Raw genomic sequence first — 24,148 nt, forward strand, 5'->3', positions numbered from 1 at the left:
CAATGACTGTAGGCGTTGCCGGTCGGGACGGAAGCGGGACGATCGCGCCGGAGGATATCCGCGCGCAGCTCGACCGCGTCGTTGCGTCTGACATCTTTCGCAGCGCGCCGCAGCTGATCGCCTTCCTGAGCTATGTCGTCGAGCAGGCCCTGGCCGGCCGCGCCGCCGAGCTCAAGGGCTATACAATTGCTGTCGAGGCGTTCGGACGCCCGCCCGAGTTCGACCCGCAATCTGACCCGATCGTGCGCGTCGAGGCGGGGCGCCTGCGCAAGGCGCTCAATCTCTATTTCGCGGCCGAGGGCGTGCGCGATCCCGTGCGGATCGCGATTCCCGTCGGGGCCTATGTGCCGAGCTTCACGCGGCAGGGCTTCCCGGAGCCCGAGGCTGCAACCGCAAGCTTCGAGCCTGCGCAGCCCGCAGCAGTCGCTGGCAGGCGATGGCGCGCATGGGCCTATGCGGTTGCCGCGCTGGTTCTGACTGGCGCGATCGCGTTCACCGCCTGGCATCCGGCCGGGACCGGGCCGGAGCTGGGCGTCGCCGTCTCGAGCGGGGACGTGCAGGCGCCGCGGCCCGCAACCTCCAATGCGCCCGACCAGTCCGCTTCGGCGCAGCCTCCCGAGCCGGTCGCGGCGCCTGCGAGCCTGCCCGTGATTGCCGTGGTGATCGCCGGAGACATCGTCGATCCCGCGGTCGAGGATGCGGCGCGGCTGTTCATGCGTCATCTCGTCGACACCATGGCGCGCTTCGACGACCTGCTCGTGGTCAAGACGCCGGGTACGGCGCTGCGGGCGGAGGAGGGGGCCGATTACATCCTGTCCCTCAATACGTCGCGAGCCGGCGACAAGGTCGAGGGGTTCGTGCGGCTGAGCGCGGCAAGGGATGGGCGTGTCGTCTGGACCACCTCCGGCTCGCGCAGCCTGGCGGCCGTGAGCGACGGCACGGAACTGCGCCAGCTGGCGCAGAGCGTGGCGATCCGGCTGGCTCAGCCCTTCGGCATCCTGCATGCCGATCTCAGGCTGGCCACGCTGCCGCCCGGGATCGGCTGCATCTACCAGGCGCTCAATTTTCGGCGGCATATGAGAGCGGACGATCATCTCGCCGCACGCAACTGCCTCGATGCGCTGGTCGCGCGCGATCCCGACTTCCATCCGGCCTGGTCGCATCTGGCCTTGCTCACGGCGGATGAATACGCCTCCGGTTTGAACGCGCGCTCCGGCTCGCCGCTCGACCGGGCCCTTGCCGCCGCGGTCACTGCCGTGAGGCTGGCGCCGGCGAGCGCGCGCGCGCATCAGGCCCTGATGGAGGCGCAGTTCCTGCGCGGCATGACCGAGGAAGCGCTCAAATCCGGCCGGGAGGCGATGACGCGCAACCCCTACGATCCCGACATCATGGCCGATCTCGGCGCGCGCTACGTCCAGCTCGACCGGGCGGCCGAGGGTTTGCCCTTGCTCGAGCGCGCAGCTGCGCTGAGCAATGGCCGGCCTTCCTGGTATGATGTCTTCCTCTACTTCGCGGCGTATCTCACCGGCGCGAACAAGCTCGCGGAGAGCCAGGCGTCCCTGATCAAGGCGGAGGAGACGCCGCTCGCTTTGGTCGCACGTGCCGTGGCGAGCGCCGCCGCGGGTGATCGGGACGGGCTGGAGGAAGCCTTGCGGATGCTGGGCCAGGCCGAGCCGCTCTTTGCTCTCGATGCGCGGCTCTACCTGACCCGCAAGGGCTTCTCCTCGCCGGTCATCGACCGCATCCTGGCCGCGATCGGCCAAGCCGGGCTGCAGTTGCGATAGACCGGGAGCAGGGGATACCGGCAAGGTTCGGTCGCGCAATCCGTCGATGGGCCTCGCAGTTGCTGAATCCGGCCGCTATTCTGTGGCTGTCGCAGCTGATTCGTAGCGTTGCGTTGTCCCTCAACCCCTTGCGCGATTTCAGCCCTTGGCTCGCACCCGCCTCAGCGCTCTCTCTCCGGCCGCCAGCGGCGTCGTCGGCTTTTCGCTGGGCGCCGCCGCGATCCTGCTCCTGCCGGGCAATCTCGCCAATGCGTTGGGATTGCTCAGCGCCGGGCTCGGTTTGGCCGGAGCGTCAGCCTTGGCGCGCCGCAACACGGCGCGCGAGCGCGAGCAACTGCTCGCGGCGATCGGCGAGGTCAAGGTTCGCCTCGCGACCAACGCCATTCGCGTCGACTCGATGGCCAAGCGCCTCGATCAAATGCCGATGGGCGAGGCCGACGCCGCGCCGGCCAAGGCGATGCTCCACGAATTGACGGCCGAGGTCGGCCTGCTCGGCGATCTCCTGCAGCAGGTCGCGACGACATTGGGCGAGCATGACGACCAGCTCAGCCGGATCGAGGGCCGGCTCGCCAACCCACCGCCGCAACCGGCGCGGATTGCAGCGCTGGTCCCTGAACGTCCCGAGTTCCGCGCTCCCGAGCCTCTGGTCGCGACACGGCAGGACCCGGCCGAGGCGGCGCAGCGCCGCGCCGCCGAGGAGCGCGCCGCCCTGATCAGCGAAGCTCTGGCGAAGGGGCAGGTGGAGGTCCATCTCCAGCCGATCGTCAGCCTGCCGCAGCGCCGGACGCGGGGATATGAAGCGCTCGTCCGGCTGAGGCTCGACGAGAAGACGCTGCTGCTCCCTTCCGAATTCCTGACCACGGTCGAGGGTCGCGGCTTCGGCCCGACGCTCGATGCGCTCGTGCTGACGCGCGCCCTCGCCATCGCCCGTCATCTCGGCAGCAAGCCGGGCGAGCTCTTCGTCTCCTGCAATTTCAGCGCGGCGACCTGGGGCTCGTCGCGCGCCTTGGCGGCGTTGTCGCGCATCCTGGAAAAATACCACGACCACATTGGCAATCTCGTCATCGAGGTGCCGCAGCGCGTCTTCCGGGCGCTGGAGCCGGCGAGCCTCGGTCTGCTCGGCGCCATGTCGGCCAATGGCGTGCGCTTCGCGCTCGACCATGTTGCCGATCTGCGCTTCGATCCGGTCTCGCTGCATGATCGCGGCGTGCGCTTCGTCAAGGTCTCGGCGGCGCTGCTGCTGGCCGAGGCGCGCGGTGGCAAGCTCGCCGACATCGCGGCGGGCGACATCGCGGTTCAGCTCGCGCGCGGCTCGATCCAGCTCGTCGCCGAGGAGGTCGAGGACGATCCGATGGTCGCCGACATGCTCGATCTCGGCATCGCTTTCGGTCAGGGCATCGTCTTCTCGCCGCCTCGGCCGGTCAGGCCCGAAGTCTTCGCCGAACCACAGTCGGACGCTGGGTCGACACCGGTGCCCGCCGTTGCCATGGCGCCACCGGCCTCCGCTGAAGTGGTCGAGCACCCTGCCATGGCACCGCCGGCGGCTGTGAAGCGCGTGCCTTTCCGCGATATCCTGCGCCGCGCCACTGCCTGAGAATTCTCTCACGGCGGAAGCGCTGGCCTGTGCCGGCGAAGCCGCGTAAACAGGCCGCGCCTGTTCGTGGGAGCTTTCAGCCGTGCCGTCATCGACCCGCCTTCTGTCCGGGGTTGCGCCCGTCATCGGCCAGTACGAGCTCTGCCTCTGCGACATCTGGGGCGTGGTCCATAACGGCGTTGCGCCCTTCGTTGCCGCTTGCGATGCCTTGGCCCGGATGCGCGCTGGCGGCGTCACTGTCGTGCTGGTCTCGAACGCACCGCGCCCGCGCTCGGAGATCGCCGTCCAGCTCGGCAAGCTCGGCGTGCCCGGCGACGCCTTCGACGCGATCGTCACCTCCGGCGACGTCGCGCGCGATCTGATCGCCCACCGCGCCGGCGAGCCGCTCTATCATCTTGGCCCGTCCCGCGACCTGCCGCTGATGGCAGGGCTCGACGCGCCGCGCGTCGGCTCTGCTGAGGCGCATTACGTCCTGTGCACTGGCCTGTTCAACGATGAGACGGAGACGGCCGAGAGCTATGCCGAACAGCTTGCGGATTTCGCTCGCCGCGGTCTGACGCTGATCTGCGCCAATCCGGACCTCGTCGTCGATCGTGGCGGACGCATCGTGCCCTGCGCCGGCTCGCTCGCCGTCGCCTATGAGAAGCTCGGCGGCGAGGCGATCTATGCCGGCAAGCCGCATGCGCCGATCTATGACCTCGCCATCCGCATCGGCCAGGAACTGCGCGGCGAAACGGTCGAGAAAGCGCGCATCCTGGCGATCGGCGATGCGATCCGCACCGACATCGCCGGCGCTGCGCAATATGGCCTGGCTTCGCTGATGTGCGTCGCCGGCATCCATGCCGGCGAGATGGCGGGCTTGTCGGAGGAGGCGCTGCAGGGCTGGTTCGGCCGGCAGAGCCATCGGCCCGACTACGCCATGCCGCATCTGGCCTGGTGAGGCGAGCGGTGCAGCCGAAAACTCACGCCGCGCAGGCGGCCTCGATCTTCGATTTCAGCGTCTGCGCGTTGAACGGCTTGACGATGTAGTTGTTCACGCCGGCCTTCTTGGCGGCGATGACGTTCTCGGTCTTCGATTCCGCCGTGACCATGATGAACGGCGTCTCGGAAATCGCGTCCTCGTTGCGAACCTGGCGGAGCAGTTCGTAGCCGGTCATCGGCTCCATGTTCCAGTCCGAGATCACCAGCCCGTATTTCTTGTCGCGCATCTTGGCGATCGCGGCATTGCCGTCGGAGGCGTCGTCGACATTCTCGAAGCCGAGCTGCTTCAGGAGGTTGCGGATGATCCGCACCATCGTCTGATAGTCGTCCACCACCAGGATCGGCATTGACGGGTCGACAGCCATGACGGCGCTCCAATCCAGTAGTCAGCAGGGCCCAACGGCGCCAGCGCGGGGCCGCTCTCGCAGAGCAGCGACCTTGGGTCAATTGTGATAGGCGCTCGGCGTTTCAAAGCCGTTAACCCGGTCGCTGAGTGACCTTGCGGCATACGACCTTCGGGGGATGCCGGAACAAGGCAACAGGCACCAAAGTTCAATGGTGCGGTGCAGCGAGGTGTGAGAGGCTGCCTGCTCGATTCCGGATTCAGACGGCCTTGGGCCGTGCTGCAGTTGCGAGAGCCGACCGATGATGGCGAGCACGCTCTATCAAGTCCATGCCTTCGAGGATCTGGTCGTCGGCCAGCGCGAAAGCCTGATGCGCACCGTCATGGAGCGTGACATCTCGCTCTTCGCCGACCTCTCGGGCGATGCCAATCCGATCCATCTCTGCGACCGCTATGCCGCCTCGACCAAGTTCGGCCAGCGCATCGCCCATGGCATGCTGACGGCGAGCCTGGTCTCGGCCCTGCTCGGCACGCGCCTGCCGGGGCCGGGCGCCGTCTATCTCTCGCAGACGCTCAACTTCCTGGCGCCGGTGAAGATCGGCGACGTCGTCACCGCCCGCGTCGAAGTGGTCGAGCTCGTGCCGGAGCGCCGCCGCGCCCGGTTGTTCTGTGAGTGCCTGGTCGACGGCAAGGCGGTGCTGGAAGGCGAAGCCTGGGTGGCGCTGCCGCGCGCGGCGCAAGCCTGAACCGGCCTTGACGCTTCCCGTCGCTTGGGGCCAAACACGGCGCTAGCCGGGGCGTCCCGGCGTCGACCTTGCGTTCCATGACCTCATCCCCCGAGGCGGCGCGTTTTCGTGCACTGCCCGCCTTCACCCTCGAACCCGGCAAGCCGGTGCCGGCCGATCTGCGCGGCCGGGTGCTGGCGCTCGGCAATTTCGACGGCGTCCATCGCGGCCATGCCGAGCTCGCCCGCGTCGCCGGCGAGATGGCGGCGCAGCAGGGGACCAGCGCCGCGGCGCTGACTTTCGAGCCGCATCCGCGCACGGTTTTCCGGCCGGAACAGCCGGTGTTCCGGCTGACGCCGGAGCCGATCAAGGTCGTGCTCCTCGCCAGCCTCGGGCTCAGTCCAAGCTTCGTCGTGCCTTTCGATCGCGTGGTCGCCGCCATTCCAGCCGAGGCCTTCGTCGATGACCTCCTGCTCGGCCAGCTCGGCGCCGCCGGCCTCGTCTGCGGCTATGATTTCCATTTCGGCAAGGGTCGCACCGGCTCGCCGGAAATGCTGCAGGCACGCGCCGGCCATGCCGGTATTCCCGTCGCTGTAGTCCCGCCTTTCGCCTTCCAGGGCGAACCGGTCTCCTCGACGCTGGTGCGCACTGCGCTCGAAGCCGGCGATGTCGGCCATGCCGCGGCGCTGCTTGGCCGTCCCTGGTTCGTGCGCGGCGAGGTCGCCCATGGCGACAAGCGTGGGCGCGATCTCGGCTATCCCACTGCCAACATGCATCTCAGCTATGATTGCCGCCTGCACTTCGGCATCTACGCGGTTCGCATGAAGATCGACGGTGCCTGGCATAACGGTGTCGCCAGCTTCGGCAGCCGGCCGACCTTCGACGACGGCGCGCCAAAACTCGAGACCTTCGTCTTCGACTTTTCGGGCGATCTTTACGGCAAGACGGTCGACGTCGCCTTCGTCGCCTTCCTGCGCGGTGAGGCGAAATTCGATACGCTCGACGCGCTGATCGTCCAGATGGATGCCGACAGTGCAAGCGCGCGCGGCATCCTGGCGGCGACGCCGGCCTTTCTTCCGTGACCACGCTTTGCTAGAAGCCGCTGATGTCCGCTCTGCACCTCGTTTCGCCCCTGCGAATTACCGGCCCGGCTGCCGCCCTGCGCTGACCGCGCGGGCGCTTGCGCAGGCCGGGACGACGATCGCTTCCCCGTGACATCTCAAGGATGGGCGCCGCACCGCATGCTGAGCCGCCATCCGCACTGCCGAGCCGGATCATGACCGACAAGACCGCCGAGAAGCCCGAGACCACCGATTATTCGCAGACCCTGTTCCTGCCGCAGACGGAATTCCCGATGCGCGCCGGCCTGCCGCTGCGCGAGCCGGAACTGCTCGCCCGCTGGGCGAAAATGGACCTCTACCGCAAGCTGCGCGAGGCTGGGCAGGGCCGCGACCGCTTCGTCCTGCATGACGGCCCGCCCTATGCGAACGGCAACATCCATATCGGCCATGCGCTCAACAAGGTGCTGAAGGACCTGGTGACGCGCTCGCAGCAGATGCTCGGCTACGACTCCAACTACGTCCCGGGCTGGGACTGCCACGGCCTGCCGATCGAGTGGAAGATCGAGGAACAATACCGCGCCAAGGGGCTGAACAAGGACGATGTGCCGGTCGTCGAGTTCCGCAAGGAATGCCGCGTCTTTGCCGAGAAATGGGTCGATATCCAGCGCAACGAGTTCAAGCGCCTCGGCGTTGAGGGCGACTGGGACGATCCCTACCTGACCATGGCCTATGGCGCCGAGGCGCAGATCGCCCGCGAGATCATGAAATTCGCCGAGAACGGCATGCTCTATCGCGGCTCCAAGCCGGTGATGTGGTCGGTGGTCGAGAAGACCGCTCTGGCCGAGGCCGAGGTCGAGTACGAGGAGCACACCAGCGACACGATCTTCGCGGCGTTCCCGGTGCTCGGCTCGGGGCCGCTTGCCGGCGCGTCGGTGCTGATCTGGACGACGACTCCCTGGACCATCCCCGGCAACCGCGCGATCTCGTTCCACAACAAGATCGGCTATGGCCTCTATCGCGTCACGGCCGCCCCGGAGGGCAACTGGGCCAAGGTCGGGGCGCGCTATGTGCTGGCCAAGAACCTCGCCGAGGCGCTGTTCAAGACCGCCAAGGTCGAGGCCTACGAGCTGGAGCGTGACGTCACGGCCGCCGACCTCGCCGGTCTCGCCACTGCTCACCCGCTGCGCGGCCAGGGCTACGACTTCGACGTGCCGCTGCTCGACGGTGACCATGTCACCGACGATGCCGGTACTGGCTTCGTCCACACCGCGCCCGGCCATGGCCGCGAGGACTTCGACGTCTGGATGGCCAATGGCCGCATGCTCGCAGAGCGCGGCATCGAGACCCGCATCCCCTATACCGTCGACGCCGATGGCCGCTTCACCAAGGAGGCGCCCGGCTTCGAAGGCGCGCAGGTCATCACCGACAAGGGCGAGAAGGGCAATGCCAACGAGGTCGTGATCAAGGCGCTCGCCGCCACCGGCAACCTCGTCTCGCGCGGGCGCCTCAAGCACCAGTATCCGCATAGCTGGCGCTCGAAGAAGCCGGTGATCTTCCGCAATACGCCGCAATGGTTCATCGCCATGGACAAGCCCTATGGCGATGCCGGCGCGCCTGATCCGGCGGCGCCGGCCCCGACCGCCGGCGGCAACGCCGACACGCTGCGCAACCGCGCGCTCACGGCAATCAAGCAGACCGAATGGGTCCCCGCTGCCGGCGAGAACCGCATCAACGGCATGATCGCCAACCGGCCCGACTGGGTGGTCTCGCGCCAGCGCGCCTGGGGTGTGCCGATCACCGTCTTCGTCGACAAGGAGAGCAAGGAGATTCTAGTCGACGAGAAGGTCAACGCCGCGATCGCCGAGGCCTTCGAGCAGGAGGGCGCCGACGCCTGGTTCACCGACACCGACGGTGCGCGCTTCCTGAAGCCCTATGGCTACGACCCGGCGAAGTACGAGCGTGTCGTCGACGTGCTCGACGTCTGGTTCGATTCAGGCTCGACCCATGCCTTCACTTTGGAGAAGCGTGCCGATCTCAGGACCCATCGCATCGTCGACGGCGGCCGCGACAAGGTGATGTATCTCGAAGGCTCGGACCAGCATCGCGGCTGGTTCCATTCGAGCCTGCTCGAAAGCTGCGGCACGCGCGGCCGCGCGCCCTTCGACGTGGTGCTGACCCACGGCTTCTGTCTCGACGAGAAGGGCGAGAAGATGTCGAAGTCGAAGGGCAATGTCACCGCACCGCAGGACATCATCAAGGACAGCGGTGCCGATATCCTGCGGCTCTGGGTGGCGGCGGCCGACTATTCCGACGATCTGCGCATCGGCAAGGAGATCCTTAAGACCTTCGTCGAGACCTATCGCAAGCTGCGCAACACCATGCGCTGGATGCTCGGCACGCTCGCCCATTTCGACGAGGCGATCCGCGTCTCCGACCCGGCCTCGATGCCGGAGCTGGAGCGGTTGATGTTGCACCGCCTCGCCGAGCTAGGGCCGCAGGTCGAGGAGGCCTACCGGACCTACGACTACAAGAAGGTCGTGAACCTGCTCTCGCAGTTCATGAACACCGAGCTCTCGGCCTTCTATTTCGACGTCCGTAAGGACGCGCTCTATTGCGATCCGCGCTCCAGCCATGTCCGTAAGAGCGCGCTCACCGTGGTCGACCATCTCTTCCGCTGCCTGACGACCTGGCTCGCGCCGATCCTGGTCTTCACCGCCGAGGAAGCCTGGCTCGACCGCTATCCGCAGGTGAAGGACGGCAACGGCTCGGTGCACCTGGAACTCTTCGCCAAGGCGGATGGTGCCTGGCTCGATCCGGAACTCGCCGAGCGCTGGGCCAAGGTCCGCCGCGTGCGCCGTGTCGTCACCGGCGCGCTCGAACTGGAGCGTGCCGGAAAGCGCATCGGCTCCTCGCTGGAAGCCGCGCCGGTCGTTCACATCGCCGACCCCGATTTGCGCGCGGCGCTGAGCGGACTCGACCTCGCCGAAATCTGCATCACCTCCGGTGCGCGGATCGCGGACGGGGAGGGGCCGGCGGAGGCCTTCCGCCTGCCGGACGTGCCCGGCGTCGCGGTGGTGCCGGCGCGCGCTTCGGGCATCAAATGCGCCCGCTCCTGGAAGTATTTCGATCCGGCGACGGCCGAGCCCAGCTTCCCCGAGGTAACGCCGCGTGACGCCAAGGCGCTGCGCGAGCTCGGGCGCGCTGCGTGAGCGCGCAGACGCCATCGCTGCGCCGCCTCGGCGTCTGGATCGTCGCGCTGACTTTCGTGCTCGACCAGGCGCTGAAGCTCTGGCTGCTCTTCGGCCTGAGATTGGCCGAGGAGGGGCCGTTCCAGCTCGCCTCCTTCCTGGAGATCGTGCTCGCCTGGAATCGTGGCATCTCCTACGGCCTGTTCCAGCAGTCGACGGATATCGGTCGCTGGGCGCTGGTCGTGCTCTCCGTCGTTGCCGCGGTCTGGCTCTGGCGCTGGATGTGGCGCAGCGATGACAGGCTGACGGTGGTGAGCCTTGCGCTGATCATCGGCGGCGCGCTCGGCAACGGGCTCGACCGCATGGTCTATGGCGCCGTCGTCGACTTCGTGCATTTTCACGTCGGCAGCTTCAGCTGGTACATCTTCAATATCGCCGACGCGGCGATCGTCTTCGGTGTGCTCGGTCTGCTCTGGGAATCGCTGAGGCCGGGGGCGGGGCGTTCCAAGGCGGCTTGAGCGCGTCTCCGCGGCGCTCGCAAACAGGCCGGCCACAGCTCATTTACGGCAATCCGGCAAAAGGGCTCCCGATTTTGCCGGATATGGGTTAAAAGGCCCGCCATGCTTTCGCCGCGTCGCTCAGGCAAGACGCCGGCAGGTATCGGTATGGAGAGGTGAGATGGCTTATCGGATCCGCGCTTCGCGCATGCTGCTCGCCGGCGGCCTGCTGCTGGCGACGACCCCTGCTTTCGCCCAGGAAGGCATGCTCTTCAAGAATCTGGTCGATGGCATGGGCCTGTTCGGCCGCGACAAATCGGACATCGAGTATAAGCAGCGCGCCCCGCTGGTCGTGCCGCCGTCCTCCACCTTGCCGAAGCCGCAGGAAGTTGGCGCCAACCGCAGCGCCGCCTGGCCGGATGATCCGGACGTCGCCCGTCGCAAGGCCGACCGCGACAGCTCCAACATCCTGTTCGCGACCACCGAGGCCTACCGCGCCAACACCAGGCCGTTGATGTCGCAGGAGGAACTGCGCCGCGGCCGCGTCAACGGACGCGGCAACGGGCCCGAAGGCATCGTTCCCGACCACAATACCGGCAACAACCAGATCGAGCCGATCCGTATCGGCCGCGAGATGGCGGCACGTCAGGCGCAGACCGATACCTCCAATCTCGAATTTGGCACCGAGCCGTCCCGCCGCTATCTGCATGAGCCGCCGACCGGCTATCGTCGCCCGGCCGCGACGGCCGCGCTCGGTCCGGGCGCATCCGGTCCGCGCGAGGACAAGCAGGCTGTCGGCCAGCGCGAGTTCCTCGTCGGCCAGAAGGTCTACGAAAACCAATAGGCTGCATGCCATTGTCCTGCGCTGCGTTGGTTTTCTGCTGCAGCCGGACTATCTAGAGCACAAGCCTCTTCCCCGGCTCGGGCCCATGCGGGCCCGAGCCGGTTCGTTTCTGGACCTCGCGATCTGCAGGAGCTTTTCAAGGTCATGACGGTGCACACCGCTCCCGCCAATACAGCCGCCAGCCAGATCGAATCCTATAGGCTTGCCAACGGGCTCCAGATCGTGGTCGCGCCCGACCATCGCGCCCCCGTCGTCACCCATATGGTCTGGTACCGCAACGGCTCCGGCGACGATCCGACCGCCAAGTCGGGCATCGCTCATTTCCTTGAGCACCTGATGTTCAAGGGCACGGCGAAATGGCCGGCCGGCGAGTTCTCGAAGATCGTCGCGAGCTATGGCGGCCAGGAGAACGCCTTCACCTCCTATGACTACACTGCCTATTTCCAGCGCGTGCCGAAGGAGCACCTGCGCGCGATGATGGACTACGAGGCCGACCGGATGACCGGCCTCGCTTTCGACGAGAGCGTGGTTGCGCCCGAGCGCGACGTGGTGCTGGAAGAGCGGCGCATGCGCGTCGATGCCGATCCGGCCGCACAGCTCGGTGAGGAGTTCTCCAGCGCACTCTATGCTCACCACCCCTACGGCACGCCGATCATCGGCTGGGAGCACGAGATCGAGGAACTCTCGCGCGACGATGCCTTTGCCTATTACCAGCGCTTCTACACGCCGGAGAACGCCATCCTGGTCGTTGCCGGCGACGTTGAGCCGGCCGAGGTGCTGCGCCTCGCCCAGGAGACCTATGGCGTGATCCCGGCCCGCGGCGAGGCGCCGCGCCGCAAGCGCCCGGCCGAGCCGGAGCCGCGCGCCGCACGGCGCGTAACGCTTTCCGACCCGCGCGTGCAGCAGCCGTCGCTGCGCCGCGCCTGGCTGGCGCCGACCTATGTCTCGCCGCAGCGTGACGAAGCCTTCGCGCTCGAGCTGGCGGCCGAGATCCTTGGCGGCGGCACGACCTCGCGGCTCTATCGCAGGCTCTGCGTCGAGCAGGAGCTCGCTGCCGGCGCCGGCGCCTATTTCATGGGCTCGATGGTCGACCGCTCGGCCTTCCAGCTCTCGGTCAGCCCGCGTCCGGGTGTCGAGATGGCGGCGCTCGAAGCCGGGCTCGATGCGGCGCTCGCCGCCTTCATCGCCGAGGGACCGACCGAGCTGGAGCTCGCTCGCGCCCGCACCCGCCTCGTCGCCGAGACGGTCTTCGCCCGCGACAGCCAGTCCTCGCTCGCCCGCATCTTCGGCTCGGCGCTCGCTGTGGGTGAGAGCGTCGAGGACGTGCTGCTCTGGCCGCAGCGTATCGAGGCGGTGACGCGCGAGCAGGTCGTCGAAGCGGTGCGGCGCTATCTCCGGCCCGATCGCTCGGTTACCGGCCTGCTGCTGCCGGCCGCTGCCTGATATCGCGCTTGAAGCCATGATAGGCGGGCGCAGGTCCGCCGCCGAGGATTGCCGATGACCGTTTCGCTCGCTCCCACCGCCGCCACTCCCGGTCCGTCCCTTGCCGTCCAGCGCGTCACCGCCGCCTGCGGTGTCGAGGCCTGGCTGGTCGAGGAGCACAGCCTGCCGCTGCTCGCCCTCGACTTCGCCTTCGACGGCGGCGCCAACCGCGACCCCGCCAATGCGGCCGGCAGCGCCAATCTCGTCTCCGGCCTGCTCGACGAGGGAGCCGGCGATCTCGATGCCGAGGCCTTCCAGGGCCGGCTCGCCGACCACGCCATCAACCTTTCCTTCGATGCCCGCCGCGACGACTTCCACGGCCAGCTCCAGACGCTGTCGCAGCATCGCGAGGTCGCCTTCGAACTGCTCGGCCTGGCGCTCAACGCGCCACGCTTCGACGCCGATGCGGTGGCGCGGGTCAAGGCACAGGTGATCGCCGGCCTGCAGCGCCAGGCGCAGAACCCGGATGTGATGTGCCGCAACGCGCTCTTCGCCGCGGCCTTTCCCGGCCATCCCTATGGCCGGCCCGAGCGCGGCGACGTCGCCAGCGTCGGCGGGATCGAGCCTGCGGCGCTGAAGGCGCTGACGCAGGGCCTCTTCACCCGTGGTGGTCTCAAGGTCGTCGCGGTTGGTGACATCACCGCGAGCGAGCTGGCTTTGCGGCTCGACGCTCTCTTCGGTTCACTGCCGGCAGGGGCACCGCGTGTCGAGCCGGCAGCGCCCTTGCCGGTCGCAGGGCTCGGCCAGACGCATATCGTCGATCTGGACGTGCCGCAGACCGTGCTACGCTTCGTCGGCCCCGGCCTGATGTGGGACGATCCCGATTTCATCGCCGCGACCGTGCTGAACCATATCCTCGGCGGCTCGGCCTTCACCTCGCGTCTGTTCATGGAGGTGCGCGAGAAGCGCGGTCTCGCCTATGGCGTATCCTCCAGCCTGATGCCCTTGCGCCAGACCGGCTTCCTCGTCGGCGGCACCTCGACCCGCAACGACCGGGTCGCCGAGTCCATGGCGGTGATCCGCGAGGAGATCGCCAAGCTCGTCACTGAAGGGCCGAGCGAGCACGAGGTCGAGGAGGCCAAGCGCTATCTGATCGGCTCCTATTCGCTGCGCTTCGACACCTCGCCGAAGATCGCTGGCGAACTGCTCGGCCTTGCGATTCGCGGCGAGCAGCCGGACTTCGTCGAGACCCGCAACCAACGCTTCGCCGCCGTGACGCTCGCCGATGTCCGGCGCGTCGCGCAGCGTCTGTTCGGCGAGGGCAAGCTGCTCGTCCAGGCCGTCGGCCGGCCGGTCGGGCTGGTCTGACGCTCCCGGCCGAGGAGCTCTCATGAGTATTCGCCGCCTCGATCCCGTTCTGGTCGATCGCATCGCCGCCGGCGAGGTGATCGAGCGGCCGGCCGCGGCGGTGAAGGAATTGGTCGAGAACGCGATCGATGCCGGTGCCGCCAGCATCGCCGTCACCATCCGGGCCGGCGGGCGCGAACTGATCCGCGTCGTCGACGACGGCATCGGCATGAGCCCGGAGGACCTTGCCCTCTGCGTCGAGCGCCACGCCACCTCCAAGCTCCCCGATGGCGACCTCTTCGCCATCCGTTCGCTCGGCTTCCGCGGCGAGGCCTTGCCCTCGATCGGCTCGGTCGCGCGCCTGTCGATCACCTCGCGTCAGCGCGATGCGGCGCAGGGCTGCGCCCTCGTGGTCGAGGCCGGCGCCAAGGGGGCGGTGCGGCCGGCTGCGGCTGCGCCCGGCACCCGCATCGAGGTCAGCGACCTCTTCATCTTCACCCCGGCCCGCCTGAAATTCCTGAAGAGCGACCGGGCCGAGGCGCAGGCCGTCTCCGACATGCTGCGGCGGCTCGCCATCGCCCATCCGGACGTGCGTTTCTCGCTCGAAGGCGAGCATGCCGGCGCCTTCGACTGGCCGGCTGAGCCGATCGGTTCCGATGGCCATCTGCGCCGCCTTGGCCGCGCGCTTGGCCGCGACTTCCCCGAGAACGCCTTGCCCGTCGAGACCGAGCGCGAGGGCGTCAGGCTCTCGGGCTTCGCTGGCCTGCCGACCTTCCATCGCGGCACCTCGGCCGGCGTCCATATGGCGGTCAATGGCCGCCCGGTACGTGACAAGCTGCTGCTCTCGGCGGTGCGCGGCGCCTATGCCGACGTCGTGCCCTCTGACCGGCACCCGGTGCTCTATCTCGACGTGCTCTGCGATCCCGCCGTCGTCGACGTCAACGTCCACCCGGCCAAGAGCGAGGTCCGCTTCCGCGATCCGGCGCTGGTGCGCGGCCTCGTCGTCTCGAGCCTGAAGGCGGCGCTCGCCGGCGCCGGCCACCGCGCGACCACCACCGGCGGCGCCCGCACGCTCGACGCCTTCCGCGCCGTCTTTTCAGGGGGCGGCTTCGGCAATGGCGGCCCGGCGACGATCCAGCGCCCGAATTTCGGTAGCGTCGCCGACTGGCGCATGCCCGAGGCTCCCGCCCAGCCGCTGCAGGCCGGTTTCGCCGATCTCGCCATGCCCTCGGCCGATGCGCGCGCCCATCTCGCCGAGCCGCCGCAGGATGCGCTCGACCGGCCGCTCGGGGCCGCCCGCGCCCAGGTCCACGGCACCTATATCGTCGCGCAGACCCGCGACGGCATGGTCATCGTCGACCAGCACGCCGCGCATGAGCGCCTGGTCTATGAGCGGCTCAAAGCGGAGCGGGCGAAGAGCGGCATCATCAGTCAGCCCATGCTGCTGCCCGAGGTGGTCGAGCTCGATCCGGTCGACGCCGACCGGCTGAACGCGGCGGCTCCGGATCTCGCCTCGCTCGGCCTCGTCATCGAGAGCTTCGGCCCCGGCGCCGTGCTGGTGCGCGAGGCGCCGGCCGCGGTTGCCGGCGGCAATCTCCAGGGCATCGTCCGCGACGTCGCCGACGCGCTCGCCGAGCATGGCGATGCCGGCTCGCTGGAACGGCGGCTCGACCATGTGCTGGCGACGATGGCCTGCCACAACTCGGTCCGAGCTGGCCGCCGCCTGCGGCCGGAGGAGATGGACGCGCTGCTGCGCGAGATGGAAGCGACGCCGAATTCCGGCCAGTGCAATCACGGCCGGCCGACCTATGTCGAATTGAAGCTCAGCGATATCGAGAAGCTGTTCGGGAGAAGGTGAGGGACAGTCCAAGTCACGTGGGCTTGGATTCGCCGGTATCGAGAAAATAGAGGGTCATGCCGGCATCCATGGCCTGTGGGTACCATTTCGAGTCTTTGATCGCCTGAATCTCTCGCCGAGCGGACGCATAATCGACGGCGAGGTTTGCTTGTGCGGCGGAAAGTCGGACCTGCATATTAGGATGGCCGAACAATCTCATGAGTTCACACCTTTGATCGCCGGGCCGCGACTTGAGCTCCATTTCGAGGTCGTGGACTCGCCAGACCAGGCGATTGACGCGTGCCTGCTCCTCGCGCTCCATCGCATCGTATTGCTGGATGCAGAGGCGTTCGAAGAGGTTGACGATCTCGGCGTTCGACAGGGATTTCAGGTTCTTTTGCTGCGTCATTTCAGGACCCCGATTTCACGCAATGCTTGGTGCCCGACGCTGACATGGTCGGACCAGTCCTTCCCGCGCAGATAGTTCCGTGGTGTTTGCATGCCGAAATTCTGGTTCGGTTTATTGTACCAGCCCGTGATCTCATGATGCTTGTATTTCGGTGCGCTGACGACGTTGTCGGCGCCGTCGATCCGCGAGCGTGAGAAGCCCTCGCGATCGCCCGCCCCTTGCTCGACGATGTGGTGGTCCTCATAGCCCGGGCGCCTTTTGCCAGCATTTTGCTGGAGCTCTGAAAGCGTCTTCGGCGCGTCCTGATAGGACGTGATCGATGGGATTTCAGAGTAATGCTCGGCAGCTTCAATTACTGTGATTAGGGCACCGATCGGGCCAGCTCGCCGCAGTATTTGCTTCGCCAGCTCCTTGGCGGCCTGCGTGCGCGAGGCTTTGTCCTTCGGCGGCTCCTTGGGAGGTTCCGGCGGGTCGAGCGGCGGGCCACCATTGTCGCCGATGCCGGGCTGCCGGCCTTGGGCATAGTCGTCAACATAGATCCATTGTCCACCGCCCGGCCCGCCTCCGGGCGCGCGTGGCTGATCGGGATTGAAACCGGCCTTCTCGACGAACTCTTGCAGGCGGGCGAAGGCCGCCATCATGCGCTCGCCGGCGATATGGCAGGCCAGCGCGCGGACGCTCAGTGGTCTTGGGCGAGCTGATTGGGAAAGCGAGTGTTTGGGAAGCATCCGTGCGCATCTCCGCGACGGACACGGAGATTAAGCGCGAAAATCGGGCCGGGGATAAGATTGCATTCTATCCCCGCTCGTCAGAGCAAAGGGCACTTCCGCCTCAGGTAATCCGCAGAAACCGCACCTGCGTCTCGCCATAGTCGCGCCGGTCGAGCTCCTCGAAGCCTTCGGGCAGCGCGATCTCCACTCCGGCGGCTTCTTCCAGCAGGACGAGAGCATCCTTCGCCAACCAGCCGCCTTCTCGGGCCGAGGCGAGGGCTTTTTCACCCAGGCCCTTGCGATAGGGCGGGTCGCAGAAGACGAGGTCGAACGGCGCCATGCCGGTGATCGGGCCGAGCCTGGTCGCGTCGCGGCGGAAGATGCGACTATAGCCGGCGAGCCCCAGCGCCATCTGGTTCTCGCGGATCAGCCCGCGCGCCTCGGCCCCGTCATCGACCAGGAGCGCGAAGGCGGCGCCGCGCGACAGCGCCTCGAACGCCATCGCGCCGGTGCCGGCGAAGAGATCGAGCACGCGCGCCCCGTCGGCCGCATCGCCATGGCCATGCGCCAGCACGTTGAACAGCGATTCCCGCAGGCGGTCCGAGGTCGGCCGGATCGCGCCGATGCCCGGCTTCGGGCTGGCGAGAGACCGGCCGCCGAAGCGCCCCCCGACGATGCGCATCAGGCGGTCTCTTGCATTGTGGGCATGATGTAACCCGAAAACCGGGTCCCACTTTTCGGCATCATGCCCGCCTCAGCCGCGACGATCACGCCCGCCGCCAGAGCGCGGCGGACCGGACCGCGGCGGACCGGAGCGCGGTGGGCGCTTGTCGCCACCTGGGCGCGGGCCTCGTCCGCCCGGCCGATCGCCGCCCGGCCGGTCGCCGGTCGGCTTGCCGCGAAAGGGGCGGGCAGGGCGTTCGTCGGCACCAGCGCCGGCGCCTGGCGGGCGCTTGCCGCGCGGCGACTTGTCGGCCCAGTCGCCGCTGCCGCGCCAGGGTGCTTCACCGCCGCGATCGCGACCGAAGCTCTCCTCGCGTGGCGCACGGCTTGGACGCTCGCCGCGTGGTGCGCGCGCCGGCCTGTCCTCGCGCGGCTGGTCGCCAGGCTTGGCGGCGATGCGCTCGACCTTGACGCGTCGGCCCTTCGGATCGGCGATCGCCTTGTCGCGCACGCGGGCGACGGTGCCGGTGGCCTCGCGCGCCTGCCGTTCTTCCTTTGGATCGGCGCCCCGGCGCGGTGGCGCCTTGCGCTCGCGCTGCGGCTCAGCCTCGACATCGCGCCAGACGCCGCGCGTCCACGGCTTGTCGCCACGCAGCGGGCGGGCCTCCTCGGCCTGCTCCTCGCGCGGACGGCGGCGCGGCCGGTCGTCGCCGGCGGGGGCGGGCCTACCGCGGGTGAGTCGGTCGTCCGATCGGTTCTCGTCGCGCCGCGGCGAGTCGAAATCGACGCCGGCCTTGGTCATCAGCTCGGTGCCGAGCTGGTCCTTCAGCACCTTGGAGCGAACCTCCTCGGCCTCGCCCTCGGGCAGATCGCCGAGCTGGAACGGGCCGAAGGAGACCCGGATCAGCCGGTTCACCTGCAGGCCGAGATGCTCCAGCACCGTCTTGACCTCGCGGTTCTTGCCCTCGCGCAGGTCGACGGTCAGCCAGGTGTTCGCACCCTGCTCGCGCTCGAACTGGGCGATGACCGGCCCGTACTGGACGCCGTCGATGGTGACGCCGCCCTTCAGCGTGTCGAGCTGGCCCTGGTTGACCTGGCCGAAGGCGCGCACGCGATAGCGCCGGAGCCAGCCGGTCTCGGGCAGCTCCAGCATGCGCGCCAGCCCGCCATCATTGGTGAGCAGCAGCAGGCCTTCGGTGTTGATGTCGAGCCGGCCGACCGAGAGCACGCGCGGCAGGTCTTCCGGCAGCGCATCGAACACGGTCGGGCGCCCCTCCGGATCATGGTTGGTCGTCACCAGGCCGCGCGGCTTGTGGTAGAACCAGAGCCGCGTGCGCTCGCGCGCTGGCAACGGCTCGCCATCGACCAGAACGACGTCGTTCGGGCCGACATCGAGCGCCGGGCTCTCGATCACCTTGCCGTTCACGCTGACGCGGCCTTCCGCGATCAGCGCCTCGCTGTCGCGGCGCGAGGCGACGCCGGCGCGGGCCATCACCTTGGCGATGCGCTCGGGCTCCTGCGGCGCGGCCGGAACCGAGACGGCCTCGGCGATCTCGGCGGCGTTGCGATGCGCCCGGTCGGGGCGGCTGCGGGTCGGATTGCTGCCACGCGGCGCATCGAAACGCTTGCCACCGCCGAAGCTGCGGCTCTCGCCACGCTCCTCACGGCGAGGCGGCCGGGCAGCGCGGGGGGCGTCGCCGCTACGCTCGCGGAATGGACGTTCGCCGCGGTCCCGCGGCGGCCGGCGCTCCTCGCCGTCGCGCGGACGGAACGACCGCTCGCCGCCTTCGCGAGGCGGCCGGGACGGTGCGCCGTCGCGGGCGGGGCGCGCCGCACGACGCTCGTCGTCACCGCGCCCGCGGAAGGGACGGTCTCCATCGCGCGGTGGGCGCGACGGTGCGCCGTCCCGAGAAGGACGCTCGAAGCCGCCGGGCCTGTCGCCGCCAGTCCTGTCGCGACTTGGCCGGTCGCCATCGCGCGGCGGCCGGCTGGCGCGGCGCTCGTCGCTGCCACGGTCGCGGAATGGCCGCTCGCCGCCCTCGCGCGACGGCCGCTCGCCGCTCGGGCGCTCGCGGAACGGCTTCTTCTCGAAGCGCGGCGCCGCCGGGCGCTCACCCTCGCTGCGGCGACGCTCGGCACCTTCAGCGGGCGCGCGCCGGGGGCGTTCCTCGCCATCGCGCGAACGGAACGGAGGCTTGCCAGCGCCGCCACGGCCGGGCGGCCGGCCGCCGGGCCCGCCGCGTCCAGGGCCGCCATCGCGTCCGCCGCCGCGGCCGCCGGTTCCGCCGCCCTTGCGCGGGCCGCGGCTTTTCTGGTTGTTGTCGTCGCTCATGGTGGCTCCTGAAGCCGGATCATCGCGGACCGGGTTGCGAAGCGATCCGGGACGGCAGCGGCTCTTGAATCTGGTATTAGCCGGCGCTTGTAGCAGGCGATTTCGCCCGCTGCGAGCGGCAATGATGGGGTTCGATGGGATCGATCGACGCAAAGCAGGTCGAGGTTACGCCGATGGCGCTGGCGCTCGCCGAGGCGCGCGCCGCGGCGGAGCGCGGCGAGGTGCCGGTCGGGGCGGTGGTCGTCCGGGGCGGTGAGGTGCTGGCGAGCGCCGGCAACCGCACGCTCGAACTCAAGGACCCGACCGCCCATGCCGAGACATTGGCGATCCGGCTGGCCTGCGAAGCCATCCAGTCGGAGCGGCTGATCGATTGCGATCTCTATGTCACGCTCGAGCCTTGCCCGATGTGCGCCGCGGCGATCTCCTTCGCAAGGATCAGGCGGCTCTATTTCGCAGCCTCCGACCCGAAGGGCGGGGCGGTCGAGAACGGTGTCAGGCTCTATCGCAGCCCGAGCTGCCATCACGCGCCCGAGGTCTATGGCGGCCTGAGCGAGCGCGAGGCGGCAGAGCTGCTGCGCGATTTCTTCCGGGAGCGGCGCTGATGGCGGAGATCATTCGCGCCGCGAACCCAGCTGACGCCGACGCCATCGCCGCGCTCAACCGCGCCGCCTTCGGTGGCGGGGACGAGGTCGGCATCGTCGAGCGCCTGCACAGCGATGGTCTCGTTGCCGTCGAGCTGGTCGCGGAGCAGGGCGGTGCGCTGATCGGCCATATTCTGTTGAGCTGGCTGCCGACGATGATGGACGGGCGCGCCGTGAAGGCCTTGGCGCTGGCGCCGATGGCCGTTCGCCTGGAATTGCAGAAGCAGGGCATCGGCGGTCGGCTGATCATGGCGGCGCTGGATGAGGCGCGGGCTGCTGGCGCCGAGGCGGTGATCGTGCTCGGCCATCCCGATTATTATCCGCGCTTCGGCTTCTCGGCGGCGCTGGCACGGAACCTCGCCTCTCCTTTCTCGGGCGAGGCCTTCATGGCGTTGGAACTCGTGCCGGAAGCCCTGGCGGGGCAGCAGGGCTCGGTCAGCTACCCGGCGGCGTTTGGGCTGTAGTCGGCCGGTCCGCCCGTATGGCCGCCGAATTGCGCGCGAATGCTTCAAGGAGCGGTGTCAGCACTTCAAGAAAGAGTATTTGCGTCACTTTCAGGAATTTTTGAGAGTAAAGATAAAGTAAATTGTCTGGTATTGGAATTCGAAACGCCTAGTTCGATCGATCTAACTCCGATGGGGCAGAGGCGTTTCGAGTTGATGGATCAAGGCGTTGCTGGTGATTTTCGCCATGTTTTTGCCTTGTATCATCCGTAGGTCGCCGCTGCACTGCTCAGCCAGACCAAGGAATGGTGGCTTGAGCCTTCCATTCCCCAAAGTCGGTAAATCTCCATTATGCGTAAAGTTGCGTTGGCTGCGCTGTCCGCGGCCTGTTGGTCTGTGTCCCCCTCCTTCGCCGCCGATACCCATCTCGCGATGATCTCGTTCCAGCCCCAAGTGAAGGGTCTCGGCTGCCTGAAGCCCGAAACCCTCGGCATGATCAAGGAGCTCACCGCGAAGATCGGCCCGATCCAGATCACCTCGACCTGCGGCGGCCGCCACGCCCGCAACTCCCAGCACTATCGTGGCAACGCCATCGATTTCCGCCCGCTCGCCACCTCGCCACGCAACGCCGCGGCCGTTGCCAAGAAGATCGAAGCCGTCGGCGGCGTCGGCTCCTATTCGAACGGCCTCGTCCATGTCGATGTCGGTGATCGCGAGATCGCCTGGTACGGCCACAAGCGCAGCCGTCGCCTGGCTTATGCGGGGCGTGGGCGCTAGCTCAGAGCCACGCCCGGGCAACAAGATAACCACCGAGCGCCAATAGTCCGGCGAAGAAGCAGAGCTTGAAGGTCGCCGGCGAGATGCGCTGGCGGATCGCCTGGCCGAACCACATCCCGGCCAGCGCCGGCAGGAGCGCCAGCAACGAGGCGCTGGCGACCTTGAGATCGAGCGCGCCGGCGCCGACCAGCCCGAAGGATAGCGCGATGGTCGAGACGATGAACGACAGGCCGAGCGCCTGCACCAATTCGTCCTTGTCGAAGCCGAGCGCCTGCAGATAGGGCACGGCCGGCAGCACGAAGACGCCGGTCGCGGCGGTGGCGGCGCCGGTGATCACGCCGACCAGCGGGCCGAGCCAGATCTCGGCGTTGGCGGGCACGCGCAGCTTGGCGGCTTTCAGCCCGACCAGCGCATAGAGCACCAGCGCGATACCGAGCCAGAGCGTTGCCGAGCCGTCCTTGGCCTTCTCCAGCAGCCCAGCGCCGGCCCAGGTGCCGACGCAGGTCCCGGCCAGCATCGGCCAGAGCCGGATCGCGATCGCCTTGAGCTTCGGCCCGGTGAGCTGCCAGCTATTGGTGACGAGGTTGGGAATGACCAGCAGCGCCGCCGCCTGCGCCGGCGCCATCACCACGCCGAGCACGCCGACCGCGATCGTCGGCAGGCCGAGCCCGATCACGCCCTTGACGAAGCCGGCGAGCACGAAGGTCGCGGCGATGAAGGTGAGGAGCGTCGTCTGGTCCATGATCCTGCCGATCCTGATTGCGATGCCGCGACTTGTGGCAGTCCTGACCCTGGCTGTCGCTCTTCGATGCTACGGTCTCCGCCGTAGCGTCCTTGCTTGCCTCAGCGGGCGCGGACGTCATCATGGCAGCCACAATGGAGACGTCGAGCCATGGCCATGCACGGACCCTATCTCGCCGAGATCGCCCATCTGATGGGTGATCCCGCCCGCGCCAACATGCTGCATGCGCTGATGGACGGACGCGCGCTGACGGCCAAGGAGCTCGCCTTCCTCGCCGGCGTCGCGCCGCAGACGGCGAGCGGCCACCTTGCCAAGCTGATGCAGGGCGGCCTGCTCGACGTCGCCGCGCAAGGCCGCCATCGCTATTATCGCCTGGCTGGGCCGGAGGTCGCGACCGCATTGGAAGGGCTGATGGTGCTCTCCGGAGGCCAGGCGAATGGCAGGCGATTGCCCTCGCGCATCAGTGCCGACCTCGCCCGTGCCCGGACCTGCTATGATCATTTCGCCGGCCGCTTGGGCATCGCGATCCATGATGCGCTTTTGGCGGGCGGCCATCTCACCGTCGCTGATGGCGGCTATGGGCTCAGCCGCTCCGGTGTCGCGCTCTTCGCCGGGCTCGGGATCGATCCGGCGACGGCGAGCAAGGGCAGGCGCGCCGCGCTGCGTCCCTGCCTCGACTGGAGCGAGCGCCGCCCGCATCTCGCCGGCTCGCTCGCGGCAGCGTTGGCCTGCCGCTGCTTCGAGACGGGCTGGGTGACGCGGATCAAGGACAGCCGAGCCGTTGTCCTGACGGAGAAGGGGCGCGCGGCGCTGGAGGCCGGCCTGCCCGGTTTCCGCTGCGACGAGCCGGAGGCGGTCACGCCGCCCGTTCGAGCGCCTCTGACAGCCTCCGCTTGACCTCTTCCTTCGCCGGCTGGGCGGCCTCGAGGATCGCCTGCCAGCGGAAGAAATCGAGCCCGCCAAAACCTTCGCCGCCGGCACGGATCAGGATGTCGGGCGGCTGGCGCTCGATCATGCGCTGGACCAATGCCCGCGTCAGGATCTGCGAGACGCCGACCATCGCCTCCAATGGCTCGGGCACGCGGCTGTCGCTGACGGTCGCCGGCGCACTGGTGTCGACCGCGAGCACGAGCCGGCCCGGTCCGAGCAGACGGTCATAGGGCAGGGGATTGATGGCGCCGCCATCGATCAGCACGCGCCCGCCGATCGTCACCGGCCGGATCAGCCCGGGGATCGCCAGCGAGGCGGCGACGGCTGGCGTGAGCGGTCCGCTGCCGAGGACGACCTCGTCATGCAGATGGTAATCGGTCGCCACCGCGAGGAAGGGGATGCCGAGCTCCTCGAAGCGATCAGGCACGGCCTGTGGCCAGAACAGGTCGAGCAGGCGCTCCCCGTCGATCAGCACGGGATTGCCGAGGCCGCCGCGCCAGAGATCGGCGATCTTGCCGATGCGCGCTTCGAGCAGCCGGGCGATCACCCGGGCACGGTCGCGGAAGCTCGCCTCGACATGGGCGCGCAGGTCGCGTCCGGAGAGGCCGGCGGCATAGGCCGCGCCGACGATCGCGCCCATCGACGAGCCGGCGATCAGCGCCGGCTTCAGGCCGAGCTCGTCGAGCGCCTCCAGCACCGGGATATGGCTGAGCCCGCGCGCGCCGCCCGAGCCGAGCACGAGGACGAGCTCGGGCTGTGAAGAGGCTCTGTTCGTCGCTGGCAGGGCTGAAGTCATGGCGAAAGGCGATCCGCTTCTGGGCATGTCGAAAGCACACCCCCTTCATAGTCATCCCGGGCGACCGAAGGGAGACCCGGGA

22 protein-coding genes are annotated in these 24,148 nt (G+C 68.4%); 15 read left to right on the forward strand and 7 right to left on the reverse strand.

Annotation, left to right across the window (positions count from 1 at the left end):
- The first annotated feature begins 2 nt into the window (after window positions 1–2).
- The 3 genes from GV161_RS17065 (at window position 3) to GV161_RS17075 (ending at window position 4,318) form a co-directional block, all read left to right on the forward strand.
- A complete protein-coding gene (locus GV161_RS17065) occupies window positions 3–1,784 on the forward strand; it encodes a hypothetical protein (RefSeq protein WP_152016827.1) in 1,782 nt (593 codons plus the stop codon).
- A gap of 145 nt (window positions 1,785–1,929) precedes the next feature.
- Window positions 1,930–3,378 carry an EAL domain-containing protein gene (locus GV161_RS17070; RefSeq protein ID WP_152016828.1) on the forward strand — a complete coding sequence of 483 codons (1,449 nt, stop codon included), beginning with the start codon at window positions 1,930–1,932 and terminating at the stop codon, window positions 3,376–3,378.
- Window positions 3,379–3,460: 82 nt separating this feature from the next.
- Window positions 3,461–4,318: a TIGR01459 family HAD-type hydrolase gene (locus tag GV161_RS17075; protein WP_152016829.1), complete on the forward strand. Its 858-nt coding sequence runs from the start codon at window positions 3,461–3,463 to the stop codon at window positions 4,316–4,318.
- A gap of 22 nt (window positions 4,319–4,340) precedes the next feature.
- Here GV161_RS17075 and GV161_RS17080 read toward each other — a convergent pair whose 3' ends face one another.
- A complete protein-coding gene (locus GV161_RS17080; RefSeq protein ID WP_152016830.1) occupies window positions 4,341–4,724 on the reverse strand; it encodes a response regulator in 384 nt (127 codons plus the stop codon).
- 283 nt (window positions 4,725–5,007) lie between these two features.
- On the opposite strand from GV161_RS17080, the gene GV161_RS17085 reads away from it, so the two are divergent.
- From GV161_RS17085 to mutL, 8 genes are all read left to right on the forward strand, one after another.
- The gene (locus GV161_RS17085) at window positions 5,008–5,448 is read left to right on the forward strand and encodes a MaoC family dehydratase (protein WP_152017496.1); all 441 of its coding nucleotides are present in this window, start codon (window positions 5,008–5,010) and stop codon (window positions 5,446–5,448) included.
- Between the two features lie 77 nt (window positions 5,449–5,525).
- Entirely contained in the window at window positions 5,526–6,509 is a 984-nt protein-coding gene (locus GV161_RS17090; RefSeq protein ID WP_152016831.1) for a bifunctional riboflavin kinase/FAD synthetase, read from the forward strand.
- 194 nt (window positions 6,510–6,703) lie between these two features.
- Window positions 6,704–9,697, forward strand: a complete 2,994-nt coding sequence (gene ileS, locus GV161_RS17095) for an isoleucine--tRNA ligase (protein ID WP_152016832.1) — start codon at window positions 6,704–6,706, stop codon at window positions 9,695–9,697.
- Between the two features lie 17 nt (window positions 9,698–9,714).
- Window positions 9,715–10,194 (forward strand): signal peptidase II, encoded by a 480-nt coding sequence (gene lspA / locus GV161_RS17100; RefSeq protein ID WP_152017497.1) that lies wholly within the window; start codon window positions 9,715–9,717, stop codon window positions 10,192–10,194.
- Window positions 10,195–10,354: 160 nt separating this feature from the next.
- Window positions 10,355–11,017 carry a hypothetical protein gene (locus GV161_RS17105; RefSeq protein ID WP_152016833.1) on the forward strand — a complete coding sequence of 221 codons (663 nt, stop codon included), beginning with the start codon at window positions 10,355–10,357 and terminating at the stop codon, window positions 11,015–11,017.
- A 144-nt stretch (window positions 11,018–11,161) separates the two neighbouring features.
- Complete coding sequence (locus tag GV161_RS17110; protein WP_193219590.1) at window positions 11,162–12,460, forward strand: pitrilysin family protein; 1,299 nt, start codon at window positions 11,162–11,164, stop codon at window positions 12,458–12,460.
- Window positions 12,461–12,514: 54 nt separating this feature from the next.
- Window positions 12,515–13,807 (forward strand): pitrilysin family protein, encoded by a 1,293-nt coding sequence (locus GV161_RS17115; protein ID WP_152016834.1) that lies wholly within the window; start codon window positions 12,515–12,517, stop codon window positions 13,805–13,807.
- A 22-nt stretch (window positions 13,808–13,829) separates the two neighbouring features.
- Window positions 13,830–15,644, forward strand: coding sequence for a DNA mismatch repair endonuclease MutL (gene mutL / locus GV161_RS17120; RefSeq protein WP_152016835.1), 1,815 nt, complete (start codon window positions 13,830–13,832; stop codon window positions 15,642–15,644).
- A gap of 13 nt (window positions 15,645–15,657) precedes the next feature.
- Here the strand turns inward: mutL and GV161_RS17125 are convergent, their stop codons facing one another.
- The 4 genes from GV161_RS17125 to GV161_RS17140 form a co-directional block, all read right to left on the reverse strand.
- Window positions 15,658–16,032, reverse strand: coding sequence for a DUF2019 domain-containing protein (locus GV161_RS17125; protein WP_152016836.1), 375 nt, complete (start codon window positions 16,030–16,032; stop codon window positions 15,658–15,660).
- Window positions 16,029–16,760: a hypothetical protein gene (locus GV161_RS17130; RefSeq protein ID WP_152016837.1), complete on the reverse strand. Its 732-nt coding sequence runs from the start codon at window positions 16,758–16,760 to the stop codon at window positions 16,029–16,031. Before GV161_RS17130 ends, GV161_RS17125 begins: the two co-directional genes overlap by 4 nt.
- Window positions 16,761–16,863: 103 nt before the next feature.
- On the reverse strand, window positions 16,864–17,424 hold the full coding sequence (rsmD, locus tag GV161_RS17135; protein ID WP_152016838.1) for a 16S rRNA (guanine(966)-N(2))-methyltransferase RsmD: 561 nt from the start codon (window positions 17,422–17,424) through the stop codon (window positions 16,864–16,866).
- A gap of 72 nt (window positions 17,425–17,496) precedes the next feature.
- Complete coding sequence (locus tag GV161_RS17140) at window positions 17,497–19,737, reverse strand: pseudouridine synthase (protein WP_152016839.1); 2,241 nt, start codon at window positions 19,735–19,737, stop codon at window positions 17,497–17,499.
- Between the two features lie 134 nt (window positions 19,738–19,871).
- Between GV161_RS17140 and GV161_RS17145 the strand changes: the two genes are divergently transcribed.
- From GV161_RS17145 to GV161_RS17155, 3 genes are all read left to right on the forward strand, one after another.
- A complete protein-coding gene (locus tag GV161_RS17145; RefSeq protein WP_244624247.1) occupies window positions 19,872–20,339 on the forward strand; it encodes a nucleoside deaminase in 468 nt (155 codons plus the stop codon).
- Window positions 20,339–20,842, forward strand: a complete 504-nt coding sequence (locus tag GV161_RS17150; protein ID WP_152016840.1) for an N-acetyltransferase — start codon at window positions 20,339–20,341, stop codon at window positions 20,840–20,842. The genes GV161_RS17145 and GV161_RS17150 overlap by 1 nt, the downstream gene beginning before the upstream one ends.
- 375 nt (window positions 20,843–21,217) lie before the next feature.
- Window positions 21,218–21,598 carry a D-Ala-D-Ala carboxypeptidase family metallohydrolase gene (locus GV161_RS17155; protein WP_159650282.1) on the forward strand — a complete coding sequence of 127 codons (381 nt, stop codon included), beginning with the start codon at window positions 21,218–21,220 and terminating at the stop codon, window positions 21,596–21,598.
- A 1-nt stretch (window position 21,599) separates the two neighbouring features.
- Here GV161_RS17155 and GV161_RS17160 read toward each other — a convergent pair whose 3' ends face one another.
- Window positions 21,600–22,340 carry a sulfite exporter TauE/SafE family protein gene (locus GV161_RS17160; RefSeq protein WP_152016842.1) on the reverse strand — a complete coding sequence of 247 codons (741 nt, stop codon included), beginning with the start codon at window positions 22,338–22,340 and terminating at the stop codon, window positions 21,600–21,602.
- A 150-nt stretch (window positions 22,341–22,490) separates the two neighbouring features.
- Here GV161_RS17160 and GV161_RS17165 point away from each other — a divergent pair, with 150 nt between their 5' ends.
- A complete protein-coding gene (locus GV161_RS17165) occupies window positions 22,491–23,237 on the forward strand; it encodes a helix-turn-helix transcriptional regulator (protein ID WP_244624248.1) in 747 nt (248 codons plus the stop codon).
- Here the strand turns inward: GV161_RS17165 and GV161_RS17170 are convergent.
- Window positions 23,197–24,066 carry a patatin-like phospholipase family protein gene (locus GV161_RS17170; RefSeq protein WP_152016843.1) on the reverse strand — a complete coding sequence of 290 codons (870 nt, stop codon included), beginning with the start codon at window positions 24,064–24,066 and terminating at the stop codon, window positions 23,197–23,199. The two genes, GV161_RS17165 and GV161_RS17170, sit on opposite strands and share 41 nt — an antisense overlap.
- Window positions 24,067–24,148 lie beyond the last annotated feature (82 nt).

The organism is Bosea sp. 29B, from assembly GCF_902506165.1.
Lineage (GTDB): Bacteria > Pseudomonadota > Alphaproteobacteria > Rhizobiales > Beijerinckiaceae > Allobosea.

Excerpts from the sequence above, each read along its gene's own strand:
- GV161_RS17105 (WP_152016833.1), top strand. The coding sequence starts at position 10,355 with ATGGCTTATCGGATCCGCGCTTCGCGCATGCTGCTCGCCGGCGGCCTG.
- ileS (WP_152016832.1), top strand. The coding sequence starts at position 6,704 with ATGACCGACAAGACCGCCGAGAAGCCCGAGACCACCGATTATTCGCAG.
- GV161_RS17090 (WP_152016831.1), top strand. The coding sequence starts at position 5,526 with ATGACCTCATCCCCCGAGGCGGCGCGTTTTCGTGCACTGCCCGCCTTC.
- GV161_RS17080 (WP_152016830.1), bottom strand. The coding sequence starts at position 4,724 with ATGGCTGTCGACCCGTCAATGCCGATCCTGGTGGTGGACGACTATCAG.
- GV161_RS17145 (WP_244624247.1), top strand. The coding sequence starts at position 19,872 with ATGGGATCGATCGACGCAAAGCAGGTCGAGGTTACGCCGATGGCGCTG.
- GV161_RS17125 (WP_152016836.1), bottom strand. The coding sequence starts at position 16,032 with ATGACGCAGCAAAAGAACCTGAAATCCCTGTCGAACGCCGAGATCGTC.
- GV161_RS17130 (WP_152016837.1), bottom strand. The coding sequence starts at position 16,760 with ATGCTTCCCAAACACTCGCTTTCCCAATCAGCTCGCCCAAGACCACTG.
- GV161_RS17110 (WP_193219590.1), top strand. The coding sequence starts at position 11,162 with ATGACGGTGCACACCGCTCCCGCCAATACAGCCGCCAGCCAGATCGAA.
- GV161_RS17150 (WP_152016840.1), top strand. The coding sequence starts at position 20,339 with ATGGCGGAGATCATTCGCGCCGCGAACCCAGCTGACGCCGACGCCATC.
- GV161_RS17085 (WP_152017496.1), top strand. The coding sequence starts at position 5,008 with ATGGCGAGCACGCTCTATCAAGTCCATGCCTTCGAGGATCTGGTCGTC.
- rsmD (WP_152016838.1), bottom strand. The coding sequence starts at position 17,424 with ATGCGCATCGTCGGGGGGCGCTTCGGCGGCCGGTCTCTCGCCAGCCCG.
- GV161_RS17170 (WP_152016843.1), bottom strand. The coding sequence starts at position 24,066 with ATGACTTCAGCCCTGCCAGCGACGAACAGAGCCTCTTCACAGCCCGAG.
- GV161_RS17065 (WP_152016827.1), top strand. The coding sequence starts at position 3 with ATGACTGTAGGCGTTGCCGGTCGGGACGGAAGCGGGACGATCGCGCCG.
- GV161_RS17115 (WP_152016834.1), top strand. The coding sequence starts at position 12,515 with ATGACCGTTTCGCTCGCTCCCACCGCCGCCACTCCCGGTCCGTCCCTT.
- mutL (WP_152016835.1), top strand. The coding sequence starts at position 13,830 with ATGAGTATTCGCCGCCTCGATCCCGTTCTGGTCGATCGCATCGCCGCC.
- GV161_RS17160 (WP_152016842.1), bottom strand. The coding sequence starts at position 22,340 with ATGGACCAGACGACGCTCCTCACCTTCATCGCCGCGACCTTCGTGCTC.
- GV161_RS17140 (WP_152016839.1), bottom strand. The coding sequence starts at position 19,737 with ATGAGCGACGACAACAACCAGAAAAGCCGCGGCCCGCGCAAGGGCGGC.
- GV161_RS17165 (WP_244624248.1), top strand. The coding sequence starts at position 22,491 with ATGGCCATGCACGGACCCTATCTCGCCGAGATCGCCCATCTGATGGGT.